This window comes from Gracilimonas sp. BCB1 (genome assembly GCF_040117685.2).
Classification (GTDB): domain Bacteria; phylum Bacteroidota; class Rhodothermia; order Balneolales; family Balneolaceae; genus Gracilimonas.
Window position 1 is genome coordinate 39493 of record NZ_JBEDYP020000015.1, and the last position, 25003, is coordinate 64495.

At 42.9% G+C, this 25003-nt stretch carries 23 protein-coding genes; 9 read left to right on the forward strand and 14 right to left on the reverse strand.

Annotated elements, in window-relative coordinates; all coding sequences use genetic code 11:
* Positions 1–48: 48 nt before the first annotated feature.
* The 8 genes from guaA to metG form a co-directional block, all read right to left on the reverse strand.
* Complete coding sequence (gene guaA / locus ABFW99_RS12490; protein ID WP_349353858.1) at positions 49–1599, reverse strand: glutamine-hydrolyzing GMP synthase; 1551 nt, start codon at positions 1597–1599, stop codon at positions 49–51.
* Between the two features lie 56 nt (positions 1600–1655).
* Positions 1656–2036 (reverse strand): glycine cleavage system protein GcvH, encoded by a 381-nt coding sequence (gene gcvH / locus ABFW99_RS12495; RefSeq protein ID WP_349353857.1) that lies wholly within the window; start codon positions 2034–2036, stop codon positions 1656–1658.
* Positions 2037–2042: 6 nt separating this feature from the next.
* The gene (gene accC, locus ABFW99_RS12500; RefSeq protein ID WP_349353856.1) at positions 2043–3395 is read right to left on the reverse strand and encodes an acetyl-CoA carboxylase biotin carboxylase subunit; all 1353 of its coding nucleotides are present in this window, start codon (positions 3393–3395) and stop codon (positions 2043–2045) included.
* 9 nt (positions 3396–3404) lie between these two features.
* Positions 3405–3887 carry an acetyl-CoA carboxylase biotin carboxyl carrier protein gene (accB, locus tag ABFW99_RS12505; RefSeq protein WP_349353855.1) on the reverse strand — a complete coding sequence of 161 codons (483 nt, stop codon included), beginning with the start codon at positions 3885–3887 and terminating at the stop codon, positions 3405–3407.
* An 8-nt stretch (positions 3888–3895) separates the two neighbouring features.
* A complete protein-coding gene (gene efp, locus ABFW99_RS12510; protein WP_349353854.1) occupies positions 3896–4465 on the reverse strand; it encodes an elongation factor P in 570 nt (189 codons plus the stop codon).
* 67 nt (positions 4466–4532) lie between these two features.
* Complete coding sequence (locus ABFW99_RS12515; protein WP_349353853.1) at positions 4533–5879, reverse strand: sodium-dependent transporter; 1347 nt, start codon at positions 5877–5879, stop codon at positions 4533–4535.
* A 50-nt stretch (positions 5880–5929) separates the two neighbouring features.
* Complete coding sequence (locus ABFW99_RS12520) at positions 5930–7954, reverse strand: alpha-amylase family glycosyl hydrolase (protein ID WP_349353852.1); 2025 nt, start codon at positions 7952–7954, stop codon at positions 5930–5932.
* Between the two features lie 47 nt (positions 7955–8001).
* Complete coding sequence (gene metG / locus ABFW99_RS12525; RefSeq protein ID WP_349353851.1) at positions 8002–10041, reverse strand: methionine--tRNA ligase; 2040 nt, start codon at positions 10039–10041, stop codon at positions 8002–8004.
* Positions 10042–10347: 306 nt separating this feature from the next.
* On the opposite strand from metG, the gene tmk reads away from it, so the two are divergent.
* The 8 genes from tmk (at position 10348) to ABFW99_RS12565 (ending at position 17440) form a co-directional block, all read left to right on the forward strand.
* On the forward strand, positions 10348–10950 hold the full coding sequence (tmk, locus tag ABFW99_RS12530; RefSeq protein WP_349353850.1) for a dTMP kinase: 603 nt from the start codon (positions 10348–10350) through the stop codon (positions 10948–10950).
* A gap of 231 nt (positions 10951–11181) precedes the next feature.
* Positions 11182–11658 (forward strand): SRPBCC family protein, encoded by a 477-nt coding sequence (locus ABFW99_RS12535; protein ID WP_349353849.1) that lies wholly within the window; start codon positions 11182–11184, stop codon positions 11656–11658.
* A gap of 82 nt (positions 11659–11740) precedes the next feature.
* A complete protein-coding gene (gene aroE / locus ABFW99_RS12540; protein WP_349353848.1) occupies positions 11741–12592 on the forward strand; it encodes a shikimate dehydrogenase in 852 nt (283 codons plus the stop codon).
* Entirely contained in the window at positions 12576–13322 is a 747-nt protein-coding gene (gene pgeF, locus ABFW99_RS12545; protein ID WP_349353847.1) for a peptidoglycan editing factor PgeF, read from the forward strand. The genes aroE and pgeF overlap by 17 nt, the downstream gene beginning before the upstream one ends.
* Before the next feature lie 13 nt (positions 13323–13335).
* Complete coding sequence (locus tag ABFW99_RS12550; protein ID WP_349353846.1) at positions 13336–14235, forward strand: histone deacetylase family protein; 900 nt, start codon at positions 13336–13338, stop codon at positions 14233–14235.
* Positions 14236–14277: 42 nt separating this feature from the next.
* Positions 14278–15426, forward strand: coding sequence for a 1-deoxy-D-xylulose-5-phosphate reductoisomerase (locus ABFW99_RS12555; protein WP_349353845.1), 1149 nt, complete (start codon positions 14278–14280; stop codon positions 15424–15426).
* A 5-nt stretch (positions 15427–15431) separates the two neighbouring features.
* The gene (gene rseP / locus ABFW99_RS12560; RefSeq protein WP_349353844.1) at positions 15432–16772 is read left to right on the forward strand and encodes an RIP metalloprotease RseP; all 1341 of its coding nucleotides are present in this window, start codon (positions 15432–15434) and stop codon (positions 16770–16772) included.
* 2 nt (positions 16773–16774) lie between these two features.
* Positions 16775–17440: a phosphatidylserine decarboxylase family protein gene (locus tag ABFW99_RS12565; protein WP_349353843.1), complete on the forward strand. Its 666-nt coding sequence runs from the start codon at positions 16775–16777 to the stop codon at positions 17438–17440.
* A 303-nt stretch (positions 17441–17743) separates the two neighbouring features.
* Here ABFW99_RS12565 and ABFW99_RS12570 read toward each other — a convergent pair whose 3' ends face one another.
* A complete protein-coding gene (locus ABFW99_RS12570) occupies positions 17744–17956 on the reverse strand; it encodes a hypothetical protein (RefSeq protein WP_349353842.1) in 213 nt (70 codons plus the stop codon).
* Positions 17957–18106: 150 nt separating this feature from the next.
* On the opposite strand from ABFW99_RS12570, the gene pssA reads away from it, so the two are divergent.
* Positions 18107–18937 carry a CDP-diacylglycerol--serine O-phosphatidyltransferase gene (gene pssA / locus ABFW99_RS12575; RefSeq protein ID WP_349353841.1) on the forward strand — a complete coding sequence of 277 codons (831 nt, stop codon included), beginning with the start codon at positions 18107–18109 and terminating at the stop codon, positions 18935–18937.
* On the opposite strand, the gene wecB is transcribed toward pssA, so the two are convergent.
* The 5 genes from wecB to ABFW99_RS12600 are packed head-to-tail and all read right to left on the reverse strand — an operon-like array spanning position 18928 to position 24992.
* Positions 18928–20022, reverse strand: a complete 1095-nt coding sequence (wecB, locus tag ABFW99_RS12580; protein WP_349353840.1) for a non-hydrolyzing UDP-N-acetylglucosamine 2-epimerase — start codon at positions 20020–20022, stop codon at positions 18928–18930. The genes pssA and wecB overlap by 10 nt on opposite strands.
* Positions 20019–21050, reverse strand: a complete 1032-nt coding sequence (locus tag ABFW99_RS12585; RefSeq protein WP_349353839.1) for a glycosyltransferase family 4 protein — start codon at positions 21048–21050, stop codon at positions 20019–20021. The genes wecB and ABFW99_RS12585 overlap by 4 nt, the downstream gene beginning before the upstream one ends.
* A complete protein-coding gene (locus ABFW99_RS12590; RefSeq protein WP_349353838.1) occupies positions 21047–22606 on the reverse strand; it encodes a polysaccharide deacetylase family protein in 1560 nt (519 codons plus the stop codon). Before ABFW99_RS12590 ends, ABFW99_RS12585 begins: the two co-directional genes overlap by 4 nt.
* Entirely contained in the window at positions 22579–23982 is a 1404-nt protein-coding gene (locus ABFW99_RS12595; RefSeq protein WP_349353837.1) for an oligosaccharide flippase family protein, read from the reverse strand. The genes ABFW99_RS12590 and ABFW99_RS12595 overlap by 28 nt, the downstream gene beginning before the upstream one ends.
* Positions 23982–24992: a hypothetical protein gene (locus ABFW99_RS12600; RefSeq protein WP_349353836.1), complete on the reverse strand. Its 1011-nt coding sequence runs from the start codon at positions 24990–24992 to the stop codon at positions 23982–23984. The genes ABFW99_RS12595 and ABFW99_RS12600 overlap by 1 nt, the downstream gene beginning before the upstream one ends.
* Positions 24993–25003: the final 11 nt, after the last annotated feature.

Consider the following 25003-nt stretch of genomic DNA (forward strand, 5'->3'; position numbering starts at 1 on the left):
TGGTTACCTGATTTATAACTGAGCTGAGACTAAAAAGTTCTGACTAAATTATTCCCACTCAATAGTGGCCGGTGGTTTTGAGCTTATATCATAAACCACACGATTAATTCCTTTAATCTCATTTATAATTCGATTAGACACATGGGCTAGAAACTCATAGGGCAGGTGTGACCAGTCTGCCGTCATGCCGTCGAGGCTGGTTACCGCTCTCAGTGCAATGGTGAACTCATAGGTGCGCTCATCACCCATAACACCAACACTTTGAACGGGCAAAAGAACAGCCAGTGCCTGCCATACATCATTATATAAATTCTGTTTCTTAAGCTCCTCAACGAAAATGTAATCGGCTTCTCTCAATAAATTCAGGCGGTCTTCCGACAACTCACCCAAGACTCTGATCCCAAGCCCAGGCCCCGGGAAAGGGTGTCTGCCTATAAAATGTTCGGGAATACCCAATGTACGTCCAACTTCACGTACTTCATCTTTAAAGAGTTCTCGTACCGGTTCTATCAGGTCCAGCTTCATTTTCTCAGGAAGTCCGCCCACATTGTGGTGCGATTTTATAGTAGCAGATGGGCCTTTGAAGGATACACTTTCGATTACATCGGGATAAAGAGTACCCTGTGCCAGGTACTTGAAATCAACATCGTCGCCAATTTCTTCCTCAAAAACATCGATAAAGGTATTTCCAATAATCTTACGCTTTTCTTCAGGATCAGAAATACCGGATAAACGATCTAAAAATAGTTTGGAGGCATCAACACCTTTAACCGGAAGGTGTAAGTCCTGGGTGTAGAGATTTAATACCGACTCAAATTCGTTCTTTCTCAATAACCCATTATCCACAAACACACATTGCAGCTGATCACCGATTGCTTTGTGAATAAGCGTTGCAACCACCGTGGAGTCTACTCCACCGGAAAGTGCACACAACACCTTGTCGTCTCCGACTTTTTCACGGATGGATTGAATTTGCTCATCTATAAAAGACTCAGAAGTCCAGTCACCTTTAAGGCCACAAATAGTGTAAGCAAAATTTTGAAGTAACTGCTTCCCATGTTCGGTATGAGCAACTTCCGGGTGAAACTGAACCCCGTAAATATGGTTTTCTTTATGCCTGACAGCCGCAACTTTGGCGTTCGTAGTGTGCCCGATAATTTCGTAGGAGGGAGGAAGCTCATGGATGTGGTCACCATGGCTCATCCAAACCACGCTTTCATCCTCAATATCTTTCAGAAGGTCTTCATCATTGTCGATGAGGAGATTGGCTCGTCCGTACTCACGTTTTTTTGCTTTTTCAACACTACCGGGAATTTCGGTATGGGCCAGTAGTTGTAAACCGTAGCAAACGCCCAAAATGGGGATATCCCAGTTCAGTATTTTTGTTTGAAGATCCGGAGCACCTTCATCATTCACACTTTTTGGGCCGCCGGAAAGTATAATTCCGCCCGGAGTAGGTGTGGATACTTCATCCAGGTCTACATTGTAAGGGTGAATTTCACAATAAATGTGAAGCTCACGTAGCCGGCGTGCGATGAGTTGAGTGAATTGAGAACCGTAATCAAGGATGAGAATCCATTCCGAATGTCGGCTGTGCATGAAGCTTTTCTAAAAAATTATTAAGTAAAATAAATAAAGCCTGTACCGGAAAGGGGTCAGGCTATAACTTCTTCGTATTCTTCAGCTGAGAGCAAGTCACCCATTTGAGCGTCATCAGCAACTTTGATTTTTACCATCCATCCGTCTCCATAAGGATCATCATTCACCAGCTCGGGTTCATCTTCAAGCTTTTCATTAAGCTCAATAATTTCGCCATCAAGAGGAGCATAGAGGTCGGATACCGTTTTTACAGCTTCAACGGTTCCAAAGGTATCATCTTTGGAGAATTCGGAACCTTCAGGTTCCAGTTCCACAAAAACAATATCGCCTAATTCACCCTGAGCAAAATCGGTGATACCAATGGTGGCTGTCCCATCGCCGTTGTCTTTAATCCACTCATGTTCGCGGGTGTATTTCAGTTCAGCTGGTATGCTCATCGTAGTTTAGTCTTCTTTGGGTGTGTATTTAAATTCTCTTTCCAGATACTTGGTATCAAACTTTCCTTTTATGAAGTTTTCATCATCCATTAACTGAATGTGATAGGGGATAGTGGTCTTGATTCCTTCAATAATGAATTCTCTGAGAGCACGCTTCATTTTCTTGATAGCATCCTCACGGGTAGGGGCGCTTACAATAAGTTTAGCGATCATAGAATCATAGTGAGGAGGAATTCGGTAGCCGGAATAAGCGTGCGTATCTAAACGAACTCCGTGTCCTCCGGGAGGATGAAATACGGTAATCTCACCTGCAGAAGGACGGAAATTATGTTCCGGGTCTTCTGCATTAATACGGCATTCAATCGCATGATTATTAAACTCCAGCGTGAAAGGCTTCAGCTTTTCACCGGCTGCAACTTTAATCTGTTCTTCAATCAGGTCGATACCGGTAACTTCTTCCGTAACGGGATGCTCTACCTGAATACGGGTGTTCATTTCCATGAAGTAGAAGTTGTGGTCGTCATCAACCAAAAACTCGACCGTTCCTGCGCCTTCATAATTCACCGCTTTGGCAGCATTAGTGGCTGCATCACCCATTCTTTTCCGAAGTTCTTCGGTCATAAGAGGGGAAGGGGACTCTTCCAGCACCTTCTGGTGACGACGTTGCAGAGAACAATCACGCTCACCTAAATGGGTATGATTGCCATGCTGATCGGATAAAACCTGAATCTCAACGTGGTGAGGATTGGTTACAAAGCGCTCAATATAAACGGCCGGATTATTAAAGGCGGTCTCAGCCTCATTTCGACACATTTTGTAATTCTTTTCAAGCTCTGAGGCTTCCATTACCATGCGCATACCACGGCCTCCGCCACCGGCTGAGGCCTTAATAATAACCGGGAAGCCGATTTCATCACAAACTTTTTTAGCCTCATCATAGCTATCCACTTCCCCATCGCTACCCGGTACAACCGGTACATTGTTGGCAATCATGGTAGCTTTTGCAACGGACTTGTCACCCATTTTACCTATGGCTTCAGGTGATGGGCCAATAAACTTAATGTCATGCTCTCCGCAAATTCGGGAGAACTCTGCATTCTCTGCAAGAAATCCGTATCCGGGGTGAATAGCTTCCGCATTTGTAATTTCGGCAGCTGCCAGGATGCTTGGAATTTTAAGGTAGCTTTCTTTACCGGCAGCCGGGCCAATACAAACTGCTTCATCGGCAAACTTAACATGCAGGCTGTCAGCATCGGCTGTAGAATAAACGGCTACAGTATTGATGCCCATTTCCTGACAGGTGCGAATAATTCGCAGTGCAATTTCTCCTCGATTGGCAATCAGAATTTTTTTAAACATGAAAGCCGCTTAGTCTTTTTTGATGATGAAAAGTGGTTGTTCGTATTCAACGGGTTGTGCATCGTCAACTAAAATTTGCTTAACAGTTCCGCCGAATTCAGCTTCAATTTCGTTCATGATCTTCATGGCTTCAACAATACAAAGTGTATCGCCTTTAGAAACCTTGTCGCCAACTTTCACAAAAGGATCAGAGTCGGGTGATGGTGACTCATAGAAAGTTCCAACAATAGGAGAGGTGACAGTATCACCCTCAGCTTGCGCTGCTGAATCATCAGACTCGCCCTGTGCAGGAGCTGAAGAAGCAGCTGGTTGAGCCGGGGCAGCAGGCTGAGCAGGTGCTTGAGGTGCTGCGGCAGGCTGTGAGTAAGTGACCTGCTGAACTTCACCTTGTTTTTTAATTTTGATTTTGAAATCGCCTTCTTCGAGAGATACTTCGTTAACATCACTCTCGGCGATCATATCTAAAATGTTTTTAATCAGTTTTAAATCCATGATAAGTCTTATTTAGCTCGTTCTATATATTCTCCTGTTCGGGTATCAACGCGAATTTTTTCGCCTTCGTTGATGAAAAGTGGAACTTGAACCGTAGCTCCAGATTCCAAAGTAGCGGGTTTACTTCCGCCTTGGGCGGTGTCGCCACGAACACCGGGGTCTGTTTGTTCTACCGTGGCTTCAATATGATCTTTAGGTTCCACATACAAAACCGACTCTTCATCAGCATTTACGACCACAACACAATTCTGACCGTCAATGAGGAACCCTTTTCTTTCAACCTGGGAAGCGTTCACGGGAATCTGCTCGTAGGTGTCGGTATGCATCAGGTAATATAGTTCTCCATCATTATAGAGATACTGATACTCACGGGTTTCAACCCGGACAGCTTCTGCATTTTCACCTGAACGCCAGGTTTTGTCAATATTTTTATCGTTTACGATTCCTTTAAGCTTCGTACGGACGAAAGCAGGGCCCTTGCCCGGCTTTACATGCTGAAACTCAGTAATGGAGTAGAGTTCTCCGTCCAGATCCAGAACCATACCGTTTCTGAAATCTGATGTTGATACTTTTGACATTCTTTAATTTTTCCTCTGATAAATTTCGCTCAAAAATAGCACCTGCCCGCTTGGATAACAAATGAGTTTAGATGAAATTCGAGATCAAATTATAGAGAATGGCTGCAGGGCAAATATATTTAATGAATATTGGCCAGACTTTAGAAAACAGGGTTTGCTTGATTCCTGCAAATCCGTATTCCATTTCGTTTAGCGCCTGGTCGGTTTTCCATACATAACCCACAAACAAGCAGATTAAAAATCCACCAAGGGGTAAACCGATGGTGCTGAACAGGTAATCAAACCAGCCGATTAAGGCAGGGAAGAAAGCAACGGCCACGGAAACAACCAATATACCCAAACCAACTGTCCAGGCTGCTCTTTTTCTTTGAACTTCAAATTCATCGATTACATAAGAAACTGGAACTTCTAACAGCGAAATGGTTGATGTTAAGGCAGCAATACTTAGCAACAGAAAGAAGGTCACACCTAATATCATTCCTACCGAACCGCCAATGGTGTGGAAGAGAGCAGGAAGGATTTGGAAAACAAGATCTGTACTGGAGGCCAATGATCCACCGGCATTAATGTTGATACCCTGACTTTGAGCAAGGTACATCGCAGGAACAATAAGTAAACCGGCAAGGAAGGCGATTCCAACATCAGCCAGGGTTACATAAGCAGCTGCCTGTGGAATGTTTTCCTTCTTATTAAGATAGGAACCGTAGGTGATAAGGGCACCCATCCCCAAAGAGAGGGAGAAGAAAGCCTGCCCCATAGCAGAAAAAATAAGGCCGGCATTAATCTTACTGAAGTCCGGGAGTAAGTAAATGCTTACACCTTCAGCACTGCCGGGTTGTAGTAATACATAAATAATCATCACAATGATAATCCCTATGAGTAGGGGCATCATAGCCTTGGTTGCACGCTCAATACCGTCACTTACACCGGCGGTAATAATTTTAATGGTTCCCAGCATGAAAACGGTGGCTATAATGGCATTCTTAAATCCGTTATTGGTGTCGGTAAGCCAATCTGCTGCACCCGACCACCCAAAGAAGTAGAAGATTTCTTCAAAGGCGAAACCAAAGGCCCATCCGGCAACTACGGTGTAGAAGGAGAGGATCATCACTCCACAAATCACACCCCATAAACCCACTAAAGGGAAAAATTTACTGGAGCTGATAGCTTTAAATGCTCCAACGGGGTTTTTACCGGACTTTCTACCAATTGAAATCTCGGCTACCATTACCGGAAACCCAATAGCAAAGGTACATAGCAGGTAAATTAACAGGTAAGCGGCACCGCCTTCTGTAGCAACTTTCGTGGGGAAAGCCCAAATGTTACCAAGTCCTACCGCTGAACCGGCAGCTGCGAGTATAAAGCCAAGTTTTGAATTCCATGAACCGCGGTCGGTTGTGGTTGTTCCAGCCAAGTGTGTTCCTCCTTAGGATTATTAAAATGAGGGGGTAAAATATTTTAAGCTTAGCTCACACGCAACTTTCTTAATACTACTCCGGAAGTGGCCGGTACCATCATTGATTCTTCAACGCTTTGAATGGTTGAAGCACCCGACTTTTCGGGATTTACAACGATTTCCCAATATCCTTCAGGAAGTATTATTTCGTGGGCATGATCTTTACTTGCGTTCAATGATACAAAGTAATCATACATATCACCTGAACTTTTTCCGTCTATTGAAAAGGTGATATGAAGCGGATCATTATATACTTTGAAATTGATTTCATCAGGCTTTGACTTTCTTAATGCAGGGGCATCTAATCGTAACTCTATCAACCCTTTATAGTAATCAAATAATTCTTTATTAATGCTGATTTCATTAAAATTCAGCCAATTCGTTTCGTCGTCTTTATTGTAACTGTTATGATCAAGCTTCCCTTTCCCGGGATCAAAACCGGAAGGATCCTGTATCATTTTTGAGCGCGCCCATTCCTGTCCGGCGTGGATCATTGGAATCCCTTGAGAAACAAATAAAGACAAGGCTCCAAGCTTAGCTATTTGCAATTCTTTCTCTGAAAGGGAGGTGAGCTGTCTTTTGTCTTCAAACACAGTGTCTGCTTTGGAAGGGTTAAGGGCAATGCGAATGTAATCTCCCAATGTGTACCCGTCATGACTTTCCAGGTAATTTACTGAATGACCTGAGTGATTGAACAAGCCTTGTTCTCCGGATTCCAAAGTGCCACGAAATAAATTCTCAATACCAAATCGGGTTAGCTGAGAACTGGCTTCACCAAAAATGAACCCCTTATTCTCTTTTGGATGATACCCTTTGAGGCCATTTCTGATTTTATCATTCCAGCATGCCCATCCATGATCTGAAAAACCGGCGGGTTTATAATTACCACCCCAGGGTTCTGCGATTAGTATTACGCCAGGATTAATCTTCTGAGCTTCTTCTTTGATACGATCAATAGTATCCCAATCAATAATTCCGGCTAAATCGAACCTGAACCCATCTATGTGATATTCTGTCATCCAGTGTTTAACAGACTCGATAATGATTTCCCGGGCATACTTTTTTGTAGTATCAATATCGTTCCCAGTCCAGCTATCGTTCAGATAATTGCCTTTTTCATCCAGCCGGAAATAGTGATCCTTAGCAGTGTATTTCAGAGGATTCTGGTCATAATGAGAAGCATGATTGTACACCACATCCATAATGACGGATATATCCTCTTTATGAAGGGCTTTTACCAAAGATTTTAACTCGTGCTCAGCTTTTTGGTTTTTGCCAACTACACTTCCGGGTTCGAGTGTTGCATCAGAGGCGTACATAGTTTCCGGGGCAAAGAAGAAGGAGGTCATGTATCCCCAATAATTTCGGGAATAGGGATTCCATGTATTCATTACTCCTTCCTCCGTTTCTTCATTAAACGGAGGCTCGAAATATCCAAACTTTTGAAGAGGGAGGAATTCAACCGCATTTACCCCAAGCCTTTTTAAATGACTGATTCCCCCGACTTCAGCTTCCCGAAAATCATTGTAAATTCCCTGCACAAAGGTTTTGGCAGAGGAGTGGGCTACCATGTCCTTAATATGAGTTTCATATATGACCAAATCCCGGGGATCTTCAGGTGTTACAAAATTATCACCTTCCCAATCAAATGAAGAATGCCCGGTAATTTTTGTTTTGGGAAATTGCAGGTGATGGTTTGTTGATGTTACGTGCCTGCTTCGGGGATCAGCGATAGGATGTTCGGTATGTGCAAAAAAGGGATCGTCTTTCGGCCCTTCTATCTTATACGTGTACCACTTTCCGTAAAAAGTATCCTGAATTAAAGTCTGCCAAATTCCATCGTCGTTCTTTTCTAAAGGAAATTGGAGCCCGGAATCATGCTCATATTCATCATAAATGATAAGAGCCACAGAATTTGCTTTAGGAGCAAAAAGCCGGAATACACTTTGATTCCCTCGAGTAGTATAACCCAAAGGAAATTTATCAAGCCCTTCGATGGTGCAATTTTCTATGTCTTCAGCAGAAGAACTCAATCTCTTATTTTTAGAATGAAGTCAGTATTCAGGTTTCTTTATCCTTTTTAAGTAATCGTGCTTCCGGGTTCGGCGTCGGTTTCTACAAACCTGAGGTTACCCTCAGAATCTTCTGCCATTAATATCATACCCTGGCTTTCTACTCCCATCAGCTTCTTTGGGGCAAGATTGGCAACTACACTTACTTTCTGCCCGGGCAGGTCTTCCGCATTGTAATGCTTTGCGATTCCGGACACAATCTGTCGTTTCTCGAGCCCGATGTCTACGGTAAACTTAATCAGCTTATCGGATTTTTCGATTTTTTCTGCCGTCAGGATTTTCCCGGCCCGCAGATCCAGCTTCATAAAGTCACCGAATTCGATATCCTTTTTCAGTTCAGGAACATCCGGCTTAGGATCGGCAGCTTCGGCTTTGTCGTGTAGTTTTTGAATTTGTTCTTCGATGAGTTCGTCCTCAATTTTGTCAAATAAAATTTCACCCTGAGTAACAGGAGTTTCTTTTTCGAGCATATTCGGGGTGATATCATCCCAGCTGAAATCATCACTTAACCCAAATTGTGCTCTCAGTTGTTTCATTTTCTCCGGCAGTATTGGATCAAACAAACAGGAGAGAGCCGCACTGATTTGCAGACTCACATATAAAGTATTACCACACTTGACGGGATCGTCTTTGCGCGTTTTCCACGGTTCAGTTTCGGTAAAATAGCGATTACCAATCCGCGCAAGATTCATTGTTTCATTGATAGCTTCCTTAAACCGGAAGTTCTCATACGCCTGTGTGATTTTATCTTTTTGTTCACTGATAGCCTCCAACGTTTCCTTATCTAAATCAGAAGGCTCAATGAGTTCAGGCACTTTCCCTTCCGCATAATTGGCGGTAAAGGAGAGAGAGCGGTTAGTGAAGTTACCCAACACATCTGCCAGCTCGGTATTTACCCGGGTCTGAAAATCTTTCCATGAAAAGTCAGAGTCCTTTGACTCGGGAAGGGTAGTACCTAAAGCATACCGAAGCAGGTCCGGATTAAACTCTTCCACATCCAGATATTCATGCAGCCAAACAGCCCAGCCTCTTGAGGTGGATAATTTCTTGCCCTCCAGATTCAAAAACTCATTTGCCGGCACATTTTTGGGTAGTACATAATCTCCATGCTCCATGAGTACCACAGGAAACATGATGCAGTGAAATACGATGTTATCTTTTCCGATAAAGTGATACAGTTCGGTATCTTCATCCTGCCAAAAATCTTTCCAGAGCTCCGGTTTGCCTTGTTCCTGCGCCCACTCTTTGGTGGCCGATACATACCCGATAGGAGCATCGAACCACACATACAATACTTTTCCTTTGGCTTCATCAAGTGGTACAGGTACACCCCAGCTTAAGTCGCGGGTGGCAGCTCGATCAGCAAGGCCGTCATTCAGCCAGCTTTTAACCTGACCCATTACATTGGGCTTCCAGTTTTCACGGCTTTCAACCCATTCCTCGAGCTTAGGCTGCACATCCCCGAGCGGCATATACCAGTGCTCGGTTTTCTTAAGCTCGGGCTTCTCACCAGTCAATGCACTTACCGGATTTTTTAGCTCAGTAGGGGAAAGGGAAGTACCGCAGTTCTCACACTGATCTCCGTACGCTTCCTCAAATCCGCAGTTGGGGCAGGTTCCTTTTACGTAGCGGTCGGGGAGAAACATATCTGCTTTGGGATCATAAAGCTGCTCTTCGGTTTTTTTCTTAAAGAAGCCTTTATCATGCAGATTGGTAAAGAACTCCTGTGACGTTTCGTGATGCACTTCGGAGCTGGTTCTGCCGTAATAGTCAAAGGTGATTCCAAACTCTTTAAATACCTTTTTGTTCATCTCATGATAGCGATCCACAATATCCTGAGGGGAAACGCCTTCTTTTTCGGCCGCAATGGTTATGGGTACACCATGTTCATCTGATCCGCAAATAAAAGCTACGTCCGCATCAGTTCGGCGTTTGTAGCGGCAGTAAAAATCGGGGGTGAGGTAAGCTCCGGCAAGGTGACCAAGATGAATAGGTCCGTTGGCATAAGGCAGCGCCGAAGTAACAAGAATACGTTTTTTATTGGGCATGAATGAGTTTTATCCGTCTTTTTTCCGAAGATAAGAAATGGTGGCTTTAATGTTTAAGGGGGGATAGAAATTTATTTGAGAATAACATTAAGTCTCGTGACGGCGCTCCGCTTCGAAACGCTCCTCCGAGGCTCCGCCTAATGATTGTACAGTAAGCTTTACTCTATTGTATCCAGTCACATTAGAGGCAGAGCCTCTGATTAAGGTTCCGCAGCGGAGCGACGGAACCAGTGCGACGAGTACTAAAGTCATAATCCATCAATTTGATATATTTTTCTACTCCTGAATTCTCCTTAACTTTACTGTATGCTAATTACATTTGAAGGAATAGACGGAAGCGGGAAGTCCACGCAGATTTCTCTTTTAAAAGAACGACTCTTCAATTCAGGACACCAGGTAGAAGTATTTCGGGAGCCGGGGGGTACTGATGTATCTGAAATGATTAGAGGGATGTTGCTCAACCCTGAACTGGATATTGATCCCGTAACGGAGCTACTGCTATTCTCATCGGCTCGCTCTCAGCTGGTAGCAGAAAAAGTTCGCCCACTGCTTGACCAAGATGTAATCGTTATTCTGGATCGTTTCTATGATTCCACAACGGCATACCAGGGTTTTGGGCGCAAGAGTATGTCGATAGAGCAGATTAATCAGATCAATGCGGCAGCAACCCACAATCTCATCCCGGACTTTACCTTCTACTTGCGGCTCAGCCTGGAAGAGGCATCGGAGCGGACCAAGAACTTCGAAAAAGACCGTATGGAACTCTCAGGTGATTCATTTTTCAGGCGGGTCTTTGATGGATTTGAACATCTGGCTAAAACAGAACCCCGTTTTAAAACCATTAATGCGGGGCAGGATAAAGATTCCATACACGAAAATATTTTTTCTGAGTTGGAATCTTCTCTTTGATTACACTCCTGATAAATTCTGAATGGGGAAATTGGTGTAACATCCGGGAGGGAAGTGCATCTTTTTTAAAAAACTTTACGGTTATCCGATTATTTATCTGTGATGAACATTGAGGCTTAATCTTTTTATCCGTAAATTTAAAGCAATCTGGATGAGTCCTGCCTGTTTCCATGACAACCAGTTCATCAAAAGAATACAATTCTAACGATCATAACTACCAAGTAATAAATTATGGCGCACGAAAGAATCGAAATTGATCTACCTCTTGCCAAAGTATACGAGCTCCTTTCTAATCCAGTTGAATTTCCTAAGTTCCTGGAACGCATAGACAAAGTAGAAAGAATTAACTCTCAGACTTTCGAGTACAAGACTGACATTGGAGGAGAAGAGTATCAGTGGACAACTAATCTTATCGATAATCTTCGTAATACTCGCTTTGCCTGGATTACAATTAATGGTAATCTGAATCAAACCGGAACCATTCGATTTACTCCGCTTGATAATGGCGAACGCACACGCGTTGAGTTTTCTCTGGACTACCGAACATTTTTCGGTGATCCTGAAGAAGAATTGGCTTCTTTCATTGAAGATTCACCTGCTCAGCTCAAAAAAGACCTGGAGAAATTCAAGGAATTAGCTGAAGGCGGAACCTTCAAAGAAACTCCAATCGAGCCAACGGAAGAGACCGAAGAAGAAGTTACCGCATAAGGTATTTCAATCTTTATATTATTTACATTACTTGATGCGCATCTCACCGATGCGCATTTTTTTTGTCATTATTTAAATACGTATGGATTTCAGCGAGTTTTTACAATCAGAATCAAGCCGCCAACCCCATTATTTATTAATCGGCAGTCCGATTAGCCACAGTATTTCTCCTTTAATGCATAATACGGCTCTCGATCATCATGGATTGAAGGCGGAGTATCATGCCGTAGCCGTCAGAAACAGTGAGATTGCTACCCTGATTGCCCACTTCAACCGATTAGAATTTTTGGGTGCCAACATCACCATTCCTTACAAGGAAACATTATTCGATGCTGTGGATACACTGGGAATGGAAGCTGCACAAATCGGGGCTATTAACACCATTGTAAAAAGGGATGGTAAAATTATTGGGGAAAATACGGATGAATACGGCTTCCGTGTTCCCATTGAAGAATATGAAGATGACCTTGCCGGTGAACGAGCCATCATTTTCGGAACAGGGGGTGCAACCAAAGCAATTTGTTATGCACTGCGTGAAATTGGGATTGAAGAGATTGTGATGGTTTCCCGCCGCCCCGGCCGGTATGATAAACGTTCAGATATCATCATGTGCAATTATGAGAATTGGATTGCTTATGCGGAACAAGCGGCTATCATAATTAATGCCACTCCATTGGGCATGGTGCCAAACACGGATGCTTCCCCAGTACAGGACCATGAAGTAGAAGTTCTGGCAGGAAAAATCTGCTATGATGCAGTTTATAATCCTCGCGAAACCACGTTTTTGAAACAAGCTAAGGAAGTAGGTGGTATTCCTATCGAAGGGCTGGATATGTTAATTTACCAGGGCGCGAAATCCTTTAAACTTTGGACCGGACAGGAATTCCCAACCGGACTCATCAAAATGAAGTTAGAAGATGTCTTCCCGAATTAAATTTATTAAACCGGATTTACTAAACAATGAGGTCATTTCCAGCTGGTTTACGCTGCGGAATCAGGAATCGGTTCATCCCGGAAAAGATATTCCCGGCCTAAATTTGGGACTTAATACCTCAGAACAAGCTTCTGTTGTTTTAAAGAACCGACAGCGGTTGTTGAAGGAAATCGGAGCGGAGGACGGCCAGATAGCTTATGGAGTACAAGTCCATAAAACCGATATACAAGAAGTGACAGAGGGTGGTATTTATGAACAGACGGATGGGTTTGTATCGAACACGCCCGAATTAGCTCTTGCCATACAAGTTGCCGATTGTGCAGCAGTTCTACTGGGAGATGCCGAAAATAAAATAATTGGCGCCGTGCATGCAGGTTGGCGGGGAGCTGTAGGTGATATTGTTCCCAAAACAATTCGAAAAATGAAGAATCTTGGAGCCGACTCTAACCACATTAAGGCATTTGTGAGCCCGTGTATTTCACTCGAAAATTTTGAGGTTGGGGAAGAGGTTGCTGCTAAGTTTCCTGATCAGTTTGTAGACAGAACGAATTACGTCAAGCCTCATGTTAACCTGAAAGCATTCATTAAGCAGCAGCTGTTAGGGGAAGGAATTTCACAAGAACACATTGAGATCGATGATTCCTGTACTATTGCTGAAGAAAGCTTTTATTCCTACCGCAGACAGAAAGATAAGAGCGGGCGAATGATGGGAATTATCAAATTGAACTAAGAACGTTTACACATTGAGAGTTAGTTACAGCCCCGGTTACGTTGCCGATATTCCGGATGACCACATCTTCCCAATGAAGAAATTCCGGGGCTTACACCGCTATTTACTGGATAAAGGGGTTTTAAAGAAATCGGAAATTATTGAACCATCTATGGTTGACCAATCGAACCTTATCATGGCTCATACTCACCGTTATGCTGAGGCCATTTGGGAAGGAACGCTGGACAGGAAAGAGGAGCGAAGGATGGGACTTCCCTGGAGCAAGTCGTTGGCTATAAGGTCAAGATTGGCCGTTCAGGGAACCATAAATGCCGGGCTTATGGCCCTTCAGGATGGGATTGCAGGAAATTTAGCCGGTGGAACCCATCACGCCATGCCTGATTTAGGAGAAGGATTTTGTGTATTCAACGATGTAGCTGTTGCCATTAATGTGTTGCAACAGTCCAAGTGGGTGAATAAGGTAATGGTGATTGATTGTGATGTTCATCAGGGTAATGGCACTGCTTACATTTTTGCAGATGACCCAAGTGTTTTCACTTTTTCCATACACGGAGAAAAGAATTATCCATTCAAAAAACCCCCTTCGGATCTGGACGTGGGTTTGCCGGATAAAACCGAAGATAAAGTTTATCATAAAGCCCTGATATCTGCACTTGATACCATTTTGGAGGACTTCAGCCCCGATCTTGTGTATTACCTTGGTGGAATAGATCCGTTGGAAGCCGATCATTTTGGCCGGCTTTCACTTTCGTTGAATGGCCTTCGGGAAAGAGAACGAATAGTTATCGAAACCATCTCTCAACGAAATCTGCCGTTAGTGTTGTTATTGTCGGGTGGATATGCACCCACATTAAATGATACGGTTATTGCTCACGCACAAATGTATGAAGTGGCAAAAGAAATGGGTTTTTAGAAATCATTGCTTAATTTGAAAAGGAATTTAATCGACAAGGATTTGAAGAAACAAAAACTGGCTATTCTGGGATCAACGGGATCCATTGGTACACAAACGCTTGAGATAGTACGTCAGCACCCTGATAAGTTTGAGATAATTGCTCTTACTGCTCATTCCAACTGGAAATTACTGGCAGAACAGGTACAGGAATTTAAACCGGCTTATACTTTAATCAGTAATGAAGAACATTACGTGGATTTGAAAGAAGCCGTATCCGGTACCCAATTAATGTCCGGGGCTGAACATCTTCCGGTCATAGCCTCTTTGCCCGAGGTTGATACCGTATTAAACAGCCTTGTTGGTTTTGCCGGATTTGAATCTACGCTTGAAGCGATTCGCTCAGGGAAGAAAGTGGCTTTGGCCAATAAAGAGTCATTGGTGGTGGGCGGTGAATTGATCATGAATGAACTAAGGAATTCTGAGGCAGAGCTCATTCCGGTTGATTCTGAGCACAGCGCCATGCTGCAATGCTTGGTGGGAGAGAAGATGGACGACATCGAGAAGATTATCATCACGGCCAGCGGAGGGCCTTTCAGAGAGCTTAGTAAAGATCAGATGCAGCAGGTTACAGTTGAGCAGGCTCTTGATCACCCTAACTGGAGTATGGGGGCTAAAATTACCATCGACTCCTCCACCATGATGAACAAGGGACTTGAAATCATAGAAGCACACTGGCTTTTTGACCTTCCGGTAGAGAAAATTGAGCCGGTCATTCACCCTCAAAGTATCATTCACTCCATGATCACTTTTATAGACGGATCCAGCAAAGCACAACTCGGTCTGCCTGATATGAAAGTGCCTATTATTTATGCATTGAGTTACCCTGAACGACTCTCTTTAGACACTCCGAGAATGAACTGGAATGAAGCCCAAAATTTAACCTTCGAACCCATTGATTTTGATAAGTTTCCCTGCGTTCGGCTGGCTATGGATAGCATCACAAAAGGGGGGTATGCTCCGGCGGTTCTAAATGCTGCCAACGAAGTTGCTGTTGAACGATTTTTGAACAAAGAAATTGGTTATATTCACATCCCTGAAATTGTAAAAGAAAGTTTGGCTACCATCGAATTGAATGATAGTTTGAACGCAGAGACGTTAAAAGAAATAGACAAAGAGACGCGAAGCTACGCGCATACAATTATTAAATAATTTACATGGACTGGTTTTTAAGCTTATTAAATACGCTCCTTATTTTTGGCGGAGCCCTGATGATCCTGGTTTTTATTCATGAACTGGGGCACTTTTTAGCAGCAAAGTTTTTTGGAATGCGGGTTGAGCGCTTTTCGATCGGTTTTCCACCCCGGGTCTGGGGCTTCCAAAAAGGAGACACCGATTATTGTATTGGGGCTACTCCGCTTGGTGGTTATGTGAAAATATCCGGGATGATTGATGAGAGTATGGACACTGATCACCTCGAGAAAGAACCCGAGCCCTGGGAGTACAGAAGTAAACCTGTATGGCAGCGCATAGTTACCATCACGGCCGGGGTTATCTTTAATATGATTTTGGCTTTCTTCATTTACTTTGGGTTGACTTACAGCCAGGGTAAGGCCGTTCTCCCGATCGATGAAACGGAAGGAATTTATGTTCCGGAAACATCTATCCTGCATGAAATCGGCTTTGAAACAGGTGATAAGATCGTAGGTGTAAACGGGCAACGAGTGGTTTATTTTAATGAACTGGTGTCTGCATCGGAGCTTACTTCGGATAACCTGACCTACATGGTGGTGAGAGGCGGACAACAGATTTCCGTTCCTGTTACCCCAAATTTCCTCGATAGCCTGCAAACACGTGGCTTTTTAGACCCGACCTACTCTTTCCCAAGTAAGATATCTTCTGTCCCAGCAGGACGACCCGCAGCGGAGGCCGGGTTAGAAGCCGGCGATCGTATTGTTTCCGCCAATGGCGATACCGTTAAATACTGGGTTCAGCTGGTGGAGATTATCCAAAATGCAGATTCAGCAGTCACTTTTGGCGTCCAGCGAGAAGACTCACTTTTCTACGCTGCCATCACCCCGGACCCTGAAACCAAAACAATCGGGATTGCTTCACCACAAATCCAAACCCTGGGACTGAAACGAATCGAATATGGATTATGGGAATCTGTTGCCGAAGGCTACAATCAAACCGTTGAGCAAACCGTAGGAATTGTACAGGGCTTTACCCGGATGATTACAGGCGACATTTCCGTAACCCAAAACCTGGGCGGGCCGATTGCCATTGCCAGCATAACCCGTGAAGCAACCGATCAGGCGGGTTGGATTGGTTTTTGGAACATTACAGCGTTACTCAGTATCACGCTCGCAATTCTGAATATATTACCGATTCCGGCATTAGATGGCGGTCATCTTGTATTCCTGCTTTACGAAGGCATTACCCGTCGCGAGCCCTCTGAAAAAGTTCGCATGATTGCCCAACAAATAGGCTTTTTCCTGATGATTGGATTATTCATTTTTGTAATGTTTAATGATGCATTCAGATACTTCGGACTATAAATATGTTATCTAAGGAAGGATATCCCACAATTGCGCTTGTACTAACCGTTTCCATATTGGTATGTGGATTCGCTTATTATTTTTTGGATCATTGGTTTGCCTATGTGATATATGCAGGAATGGGAACCCTGAGCTGTCTGACTATCTTCTTCTTCCGGGATCCGGACCGCAATATTCCTGAAGATGAAAACCTGATTATCTCACCGGCTGATGGAAAAGTAGTTTTCGTGAAGGAAGTGAATGAAGAGGTGTACCTGAAAGATAGAGCCACTCAGATTAGTATTTTCCTTTCACCACTGAACGTTCATGTAAACCGAAATCCGGTTTCCGGTTCGCTCGAATACGTAAAATACCATCCCGGGGAATACCTGATGGCCTGGACCGAACATGCTTCAGAGCTCAATGAACGAGCCGATTTTGGCGTTCTTCATCCATCCAAAACAAAAATTTTCTTTCGGCAGATAACCGGTTTCCTTGCCAGAAGGATTGTCTATAACATCAAGGAAGGAGATGAGATAAAAGCCGGAGAGCGATTTGGTATTATGAAATTCGGGTCACGAATGGATGTTGTCGTTCCCGGAAACGTTGAGGTGAAAGTAAAACCGGGTGATACTACCAGGGCAGGGGAATCAATCTTAGGTGAGATAAAAGCGAAGAGTTCAGCATAATTTCGCTTTTCCCATTTTTCCGGATTTTCACCCGTTCCAAAAACTGCCCGAATGTTTACCACTTTACTTCTTTCGTCAATCGTAAAGTGAATCATGTGAGGAAATTTTTTAAGAGGAAGGCAGTGCACATCAGAGAATATCTCCTTTGGAAAAAGGGGAACGTCTTAAGTGTAGATATAAAATTGTCTAATTCATTTTCGAAGGTTCTCCCCAAACCAATCTCTATTTCTTCATAGTAATTAATTGCTGATTGTATATCCTCCAAAGCAGGAGGTTCCACAACCACCTTCAATTTCTCCACAACTAATCGTCTTTAAATCTAAGTTGCTTTCTGGCTTCCTCCCACGGAATTAATTCTTCAGGACTAGAATTCTTTATGCGCTCTCTGACAATTGCTTTGTGTTCCTCTGGAATTGCAAAATCTTCGTGTTGCTCTGCATCCAATCCCAACTGAGCAATCAGTTCCATAAAGAAATCCACTTTTTGGTCTGGTATTTTTGCGGTTATCTCTTTCATAGTGTTCTTTTTATTTGATAACGGAATTATAATGAATATCTGCGAATTGAACAGATCAATTGAATGCTAAGAGTTATAATGGTTTGAGATTGAACCTATAAATAACCGTAATTAATTCTTAATATTGAGCGCAATTAAATCTATTTGTTAATGAAATACCCAATTCAGAAAAAATATCATTCTTTTAAGCAACGCCGGCGGCGAAGAAAAGAGCAAAAGCCCCCGGTAAATAAAAAAATAGCCGTTCCCAGTTTCTTTACGCTGATGAACCTTTTTAGCGGGTTTCTGGCTATCATTTCTATTTCGGATGGAGATTTTATACGGGGAGCCTGGTTAATAGCCCTTGCCGGTTTATTTGATGTTTTTGATGGATTGATGGCACGGCTTGCCAACGCTACCAGCGATTTTGGGATCGAACTGGATTCTATCAGTGATATGGTTTCATTCGGAGTAGCACCGGGCTTTTTAATTTACAGCTGGAGTTTACACGAACTAGGTTTTGTGGGAATTATAGTAAGTGCACTGCCGCCACTTTGCGGTGCCGTTCGTTTAGCCCGCTTTAACGTGAATGCCAGATTGCACCCCAAACCCGATTTCTTTGTAGGGTTACCCATACCCGCTCAGGCCATTATACTGGGTGCTTTTTTCCTCACTTTCAGAGACTCACTGGAGCTGTTTTCTTTTCTGGAAAATGGCGTGAATTCCGCGCTTATTCCTTTTATAGTGGTCATTTCTTTTTTGATGGTAAGTACTCTGCCATTTGACAAAATTCCACGCTTCGACAGGAAAACCATTAAGGAACAAAAAGGAAAGTTTGTTCTGTTTCTGGTTTACTTGTTATTAATCCTCTTATTCAAAGAATATGGATTGATGGCCGTTTTCACATTGTTTATGCTGAAGGGAATCAGCGTAGGGGCTATTCAATTCTTTACCGATGATTACGGTCCGGCCGGAGTGGATGAATTTCAGGATTACAGCTGATTTTCGATCACTTCCCTGATAATCTCTGCGGCTTTTCCTTCACCAAAAACAGATGATGCATCTTGCTGTTTACCAGAGGAAAGCCATTCATTTGTCCGTCGTACAATTAAATCAGATTGAGTTCCAACCAACTGTCCATGCCCTGATTCAATAAGTTCCTGTCGTTCAGTTTCATTTCTCAGCACGAACACCGGTTTCCCAAGGGCTGAGGCTTCTTCCTGTATACCACCGGAGTCGGTTAGTATAATATCAGCCCGTTTTAGTATGTGTAAAAAAGACAAATAGTCAAAAGGCTCTGTTTGTTTAAAACGGTTGTCGGGCATTTCAACTTGTTCGACGGCAGCCAGTACATTGGGGTTGGGATGAGCAGGGAAAATAACCGTCAGATCCTCATTTGAAAGTAAAAGCTGTTTCACCGCTCTGAAAATATTTACCATAGGCTCACCATGATTCTCCCTGCGGTGGGCCGTTAGCACCATTAGTTTTTGGCTGTCATTAATTTCAGAAAGAATACCAGGTATAGATTCACTAAATACTTTCAGTTTGGTAATGTTGTTCAATGCATCAATTACCGTATTACCGGTTACTGATATAGCTTCTTCAGCAATACCTTCCTTTAGTAAATTTTTCTTATTCAGTTCAGTGGGAGCAAAATGGAAACGAGCCAAATGGGTAATTTGCCTCCGGTTCATTTCTTCGGGAAAAGGGTAGTAAGGATTATAGCTTCGTAATCCCGCCTCAACATGAAGCACCGGAATTTTTTGATAAAAAGCAGAAAGAGCAGTGAGATAAGAGGTTGTGGTATCACCCTGAACCATTACAAAATCAGGTTCTGCTTTTTCAATGACACTTTTCAGTTTAGGAAGCAGAGATTGGGACAACTCGAATAAATCCTGATTTGGCTTCATGATCTCAAGATTGATATCCGGTTTAATATCAAAAAGAGAAAGCATGGGTGTCACAAGCTCTTTATGCTGCCCGGTATGCAGAACCGTTACATCCATATGACCTTTGAGAGTCAGGATCACAGGAGCCAGTTTAATGACTTCAGGCCGGGTTCCGAATGCAATTAAAATCTTCTTCATGCTGAAATTCTTTTGTACTGATTAGCCGTTAATTCTGCTACCCGTTGCCAGGAGTACTTTTCAAGCAAGTGGTTCTTAAGGGAATCCGAGGATGCTTTATTCAACGCTTCTTTTATTCCATTTAGAATCGACTTAGAAGAATCCGGATTTATAAACTCAGCATATCCATCAAAGTAATCTTTAGTACCGCCTCGCCCGGTTATAACTATTTTCGAACCTGCCAAAGCCGCTTCCATAGCTGCAATTCCGGGCGTTTCGAATTGGGAGGGAAGCACAAAAACACTGCTGGCAGCATAAGCAGATGCAAGCAGCTCTGAATCATGGTCAAGAGTGTCAATCAGAGTAACATTGCCGGCTTTATTGGCTAAGATAATGCATTTTTTCCCGTATTGATCCCGATAAAATGAACCGATAATTACCAGGGGAGCATCTACTTCATTTGCTACTTCGAGCAGTTTAATTACATTCTTTCGTTCAGCCCCTGCCTGACCGGCAAAGAGTACAAAATCCTTCAGTCCATATGTTTCAATGAATAAATCCGGCTTGGCATCGGCGAATTTTTGTTCTACTCCATTGGGAATAACCCGAATTTGGTCGTCAGGTATTGAAAAACCATTTCGGATGAGATCAGCTTCTGCTGAGGTATTTGGTAAAATTACATCTGCTTTGCGGCATAAATTGGTTTTGACACTAAAGTCTGAACGGATTCCGGAGCCAAAAGCAGAGCTCAACTGCTCCATTTTTAAAGCTCTTTTGATAAAAGCAGCATTCCGGTTGGAAAAGAAGACCGGAGAAAGAGCGAGTGGTAATCCCATTGCTTTAATCTGATCTACAATTCCCACATTCTCTATGGAAGCTCCGAATACATGAACCAGGTCAAGGTCCATCTCTTTAATGTCATCCCAGGGCGAAATCAGGTATGGCTCTGCTCCAAAAGATGTGATATGCTTAGTTGTCTGTAAGGCCTGATTTCTTAATCCACCATTTACCGCTGCAATACTCATAGGAGATACGTAGCCGACCCTCATAATCGCCCCCGGTTTTTCCAATCTATAAGTGATGTTTTAAGTAGTTTCAAATCCCGTTTTCTCATTTCAGATATCTCCTCAGGCTGAGGAAGATAGGGTTTCGAATACTTTAATTTTGTTGTTTTTGTGAGGTTGATGATATCCTTATTTGTTGATACCAAATCAAACTCCGAATGGTTCAAGGATACCTGAATCAACTTATCATTACCTGAAGATTTTTCGATGGTTACTTTTCCATCAGTTAAATACGCTTCATAGGTGAATCTATCCCGTTCCTTCCAATATGCGGCAAACTCACCAAAAGTAAGATTTTCAAATTCCTGAATATCAGTGAGTTCCAGCAAGTGATCTATCACAGAAAGTCCGGGTTGCAAAGGGTGGTGGTAGAATAAAGCCGGTTCAAATCGTGACAATTTATTTGACAATACATCTTCGAAATATCCTTTCATATCCTCAATGGAATATTTTCGCCGATTAAGACTGCCCGTACAAATTGGGTGAATGGGAACTTGAAGAGGGAGTTGATCCTCAGCCGGCTGGAGCGGTAATCCATCATAACAAAAGGTAAACTCAGAAGTGTATTCGAAGTCAAAATTCTTTAGGGATTTTTCGAGTGCCGTGTTCCAGATACCATAAGGAGCACAAAAACCTTTAAAATCAATGTTGGCTTTTTCGAGATGTTCTTGGCCGGTTTGAATGTTCCGGTCAACCTTTTTGTAAGATTCAGAAGTGCCATGCTCATAACCATGAAGGGCAAATTCCTGCTTTTGATAAGAATTGAAGTGGGTGAGCCAGACTTTATGCGCATCAACATGTAAGAACCACGTGGCTGATTTCCGGTGCTTCTGAATCGTTGCATAAAGATCATCCATGGATTCTTTATCGCCAAAGTCACTGTCAATCCGAAAACAAAAAACGGGTTTACTTGTAGGGGAAGTCCACTTTTCGATGAAGGGCAAAGATCTTCGAAAGTGTAGCTCTTTCAGTACGGCTTTCAGCACTTCTGTGAGATCATGCTTGGATACTTTGCTGACAATTTCATCCGGATGTTCTCCATTTCTGCTAAAGAATCGCTTTCTCCTATAACCGTTAGTTTGTATCAGCTTACCAACATCAGCGCCCAAAAAAGCAAGCTTTAAATGATCATCGGTAGAAAAATGAACCAAACCTTCCAGTAATTCGCTATCCTTATGAAGCCTGACTTTGGCATGAACATCTACATGAGAAATATGAGATAAGAAGCCTTCACGATCATAATTTATGAGTGTGTCAATATGGGATGAACGGGTATGATTTTTCTCAAGGAAGACCAGATTGTCACCAACTTCTAACAAACCTCCATTATTTTTAACAAAGGATTTCAGGGCAGAACGCTGAGCTCTCTCAGGCTTTTTGTTTAGAATAATGACACTGTACTCATGATGCAGTTCTAAGTCATAATTCACTTCTTCGTACCACACACCCAGCTGATTCAAAACTACATCCCAGGCTGTATTTCTTTCCTGAATCCCTATACACAATCGCTGCTTCATCCCAGCACCTTTTTCTTTGCCCACTCAAATTGATCCTGCTTAAGTATATCAAACTGATATATGATGAAAATAAAGATGATGGCAGCAATAGCGGCATTTAAAAGGGGCATCAGCGGACTGAAAATAAAACCACAGAATAGTAAAACAGCTGCCGGGTAGCTAACCAGCAGCGGTTTCAAGTAGTTCAAAGGGACTACCTTTCTGAACCAGAAGTAGGTAAATAAAGTGATGATAACCTCCGCGGCTGAAACCGATATGGCTACCATTATTGAATTTCCAAGAGCGGTAAAGCTGAAAATGATAATAGCCGAGATGGTTCCTCCAAAACAGGTAGCCAAAAAGTATTCTTTGTCTTTATTTGTTGCGATAAGCCCAAACGAAAAGAGGCTGTTGACGAAAGTAGCAGCAATCATTACCGAAAGAATCTGGAGCAGAATCACACTCTCTGCGTATTGTTCTCCATAAAGTATGGATATAATTTGTTCAGCTCCAATCGCTGTTACGAGGGCTATAAGGGCTCCCCCTGCAGCCACTAACCGAAATACAGTATCTATTTTGTTGTTTGCCTCGGCCCGGTTTCTGCTCCAGAGGGATGAAAGATTAGGAAGCAGTAAGTTTACAAAAACCCGGTCGATCATCATCGCAATAATAACCACTCTAAAGGCAGCTCCATATAAACCGGCATCTTGTAAAGTCAGAATTCCGCCAATAAGAATAGGAGGGAGCAGAACTACAATTTGAGCAAAGAATTTACCCAAACCTAAAATTGAACTTGATTTGAGTAAATCCGGATAGATTTGTGTACCTCGGGAAGGCAGCGAAAAGGGCTTGTCTTTGATTGCAAACGTACCCAGCGTTAAAGCCGCAATGGCCACACCAACGGTGTACAGCACCGGTACCAGGGTTACATCCTCAACGGTCTGTACCATAAAAACGACGAGGATAAAATAAATGAGTCCATTCAATATTTTAGACAGGGCGATTTTACCAAACTGTTGCTTCCCGGCATAGAACCACTCCATCAGAGCCATGTACGGGACGATGGAGTAGAGGTAGCCCAGAATAACCTGTTTCTCAATTTCCCCCGTATTTATCATGGAAACGATGACGGTTGAGGCAATTAACACAATAATGCCAAGGAAGAGCTTCATCCTGAATATTTCTAATACACGGAAAATGCGTTTTGAAGGCTCTTTAGCCGTTTCACGCGTTCCTATACTGATAAGCCCCATATCAGAAACCCAGGTAGCGTAGCCAAGAATTGAAAGCGCCACGGTTATCAATCCATAAAACTCGGAGCCCAGGGTTCGGGCCAGGTAAATGGAAGTAAGGAATGAAAGTCCCCGGCCGGCGACATCACCAATGGCAATCCAAAACGCTTTTTCTTTCAGCTTAGCCATTAGCGGGTTGTCTTTAAATGCTGTTCAAGCAATTGTTTCAGTTCATCCTGATGGGTAAACAACTCTACATTCGGCTCCTTTCCTTCCTCACTCAAACAGCCTAAATCAGGGGCTATTATCTGCTTATCATAAGCTTTAGCCATATGATAACCGCCGGAGGAAAGGATTTCGCGGTAATTGAAAGCACAAAGATCAGCGGCACTGTAAAACCAGGGAACCCGGCTCTCATCAATAAACTGCGGGATGATTTGAATTCGGGCACTCTGCTTCTGTTTATCCTTTAATTCATCAAATAACTTCAGGTTGCCTTTTTTTACCGGCCCAACAACCAGAAGTTTACACTCAAAATCAAAATCTATAACTAAATCAGCTACTTTCTCTATCTGCTTGTAGCGGCTGATGTTACCAAACATTAGTATAACAGGCAGTTCGGGTTTTAATTCACAACCATAATGCTCATTCAGGTTTTGACGGGCAACGGATTTATCGATGGGTTCAGCCGGAAAAGATGGGTGAGGGATTAACTCAAATTTTTCTTTTGGAGCTTTCAGTCGTTCACTCATAAGGCTCATGGCTTTTGCGCAATGCACATGAAGCACATCCGACCAAGCCGCCATTTTCTTATGCAAATAACGATGCAGCCCCAGGTATTTTTGGTCGTGGGGAAACTCATTATGTAGTGTCCATACGACTTTCCCACCCAGCTTATGGAATAAATAGATGCAGAACATTTTCCAGGGCATGCCCATCAGAGACTTAAAGTCCTGAAATTCAAGCCAGTGGTAGTGCAGAATAGCCTGTCGGTTGGTAAGAATACCAACTACCAACTTAAAATGATTAAACACACTAATGGATTGAATATCAAAATCCGCTTCTTCGATCAGGTTTTTGTAAAGCAGATATAAATAATCAGACTTTTTATGAGAATACCGGATTAAAGGAACTACATAAACGGTACGTGCATCCTTATTAACCGATGCATAAAGCTCCTTAAGAGAAGTAGCCTCCATAAAATACCCTT